Source organism: Lentzea kentuckyensis, assembly GCF_002150765.1.
In the GTDB taxonomy this organism is placed as follows: Bacteria; Actinomycetota; Actinomycetes; order Mycobacteriales; family Pseudonocardiaceae; genus Lentzea; species Lentzea kentuckyensis.
Window position 1 is genome coordinate 1016 of sequence record NZ_MUYM01000193.1, and the last position, 1674, is coordinate 2689.

2 protein-coding genes and 1 pseudogene are annotated in these 1674 nt (G+C 67.5%); 1 reads left to right on the forward strand and 2 read right to left on the reverse strand.

Annotation, left to right across the window (positions count from 1 at the left end; all coding sequences use genetic code 11):
* Positions 1 to 595 (forward strand): annotated as a pseudogene (locus tag B0F77_RS48470) (tetratricopeptide repeat protein); the annotation flags it as partial.
* Here B0F77_RS48470 and B0F77_RS45720 read toward each other — a convergent pair.
* Together B0F77_RS45720 and B0F77_RS45725 are read right to left on the reverse strand one after the other, a co-directional pair.
* Positions 596 to 1462: a M23 family metallopeptidase gene (locus tag B0F77_RS45720; RefSeq protein WP_086669311.1), complete on the reverse strand. Its 867-nt coding sequence runs from the start codon at positions 1460 to 1462 to the stop codon at positions 596 to 598.
* A gap of 14 nt (positions 1463 to 1476) precedes the next feature.
* A partial coding sequence (locus B0F77_RS45725) for an NlpC/P60 family protein (RefSeq protein WP_143467280.1) occupies positions 1477 to 1674 on the reverse strand: 198 nt, incomplete at its 5' end.

Consider the following 1674-nt stretch of genomic DNA (forward strand, 5'->3'; position numbering starts at 1 on the left):
CGTGCTCGCCGGCATCGGCACGATCCAACGTGAACTGGGTGAGCTCGACCAGGCCGCGGACACGCTCGCGAAGGCACTCAAGCTCACCGAGGAGCACGGACCTGCTGGCGCGCAACGGGTTCCGCTGTCCGCGCTCGCACAGGTGCACCAGGTCGCCGGCCGGTACGAGCAGGCGTTCGAGGCAGCCTCGGAGAGTCTCAAGCACGCCCGCGAGCACCAGGACGCCGCTGGAACGGCGTACGCGCTGGCATCACAGGGCCAGGCGCTGTTCAAGCTCGCGAGGTTGGACGAGGCCGCGGACGCACTGAGCGAGTGCATCGAGCTGTGCCGGTTGACGGGTGAGCACAACGACGAGTGGCAGGCCCTGCTGTGCCGTGCGGAAGTGTTGCTGGCAGCGGGAAAACCCGAAGAGGCCACAAAGGACGCCGAACGCTGCCTGGAGATCACCGGCGCCCGCGGTGACCGGTACGGGGAAGGCGTCGCGCACCTCGTCCTCGCGAAGGCGGGACGGGAAAAGCACGCGGACCGGGCGGCCGAACTGCTCGGCACACCCGGTCTGCGGAGGGACAACCTGCTGGACAGCCTGATCAGCTGATCAGTCGCAGTGCTCGAAACCGCTGGTGTAGCTGGAGGAACCGACCATGCCGCCCCACTTGACGCACTTGCCGGGCGCCTTCTTCTTGATCGGGCCCGCGTAGTAGCCGTACTCGTCGCGGTCGGTGGTGCGGGCGGCACCCTGCACCTCGAGGAACGCGCCGACGTCGGACGCCGTGCCGATCTTCGTGGTCTTGATCGCGACCACGCAGTTGTAACCGTTGGAGGCGTTGTACAGCAAGGAAACCCGGGCACCGGTCACGTTCGCGCCGTCGATGACCTTGTAGCCGTCACCGCACGCCTCTTCCGGCGTGTACGGGTTGGTGCTGCCACCGCCGCCGCAGTTGTTGCTCTTGTAGCTCTTCGAGCCGTAGTACAGCGCGGTCGAGCCGTTCATCACGACGCGCTTCGGGTCACCGTTCTGCAGCTGCTCGAAGTGCAGGTGAGCACCGTCCGAACCGCCGGTGTTCCCGACCTTGCCGATCTTGGCGCCCTGCGACACCTGCTGGCCGACCGAGACGTTCTGCTGCGACAGGTGGGCGTAGCGGGTGGTCCAGCCGCCGCCGTGGTCGATCTCGATCCACCGGCCGTAGCTGATGTTGCCCTCGTTGCGGACCTTGATGACCTTGCCGGCCGCGGAGGAGACGACCCAGTCGCCCTCGTCGCCGGAGCGGTTGAAGTCGATGGCCTCGTACGGGTTGTGCGGGTGGGTGTCGTTCGGGCCGCGGGTCTGGCCCGTCCACGTCTGGCCGCACGGGAACGGCATCTGGAACCCCGGCGCCGCCTGGGCGGCCTGGCCGGTGACGACCAGCGCGCCGAGACTGATGGCGAGCCCCGCCACCGCGGACAGCACTCTCTTGACGTTCATGAACTTCCCCTCGTTCATCCGAAGATCCGACGGACCTTGGAGTACGGCGTGCCATGGCTGTTGAGATCGCTGATCCGGACGCTCTGCCCGTTGCGCGGCGGCGAGGCTTCCAGGATCTTGTTGTCGCCCAGGTAGAGAGCGACGTGCGTGGTGACGTCCGAGTCGTTGTCGGCACGGCCCCAGAAGACGAGGTCGCCCGGCTTGCGGTCGGC

Bases quoted from the DNA above. Each gene is read 5' to 3' on its own strand.
- B0F77_RS45720 (WP_086669311.1), bottom strand. From the start codon at position 1,462: ATGAACGTCAAGAGAGTGCTGTCCGCGGTGGCGGGGCTCGCCATCAGT.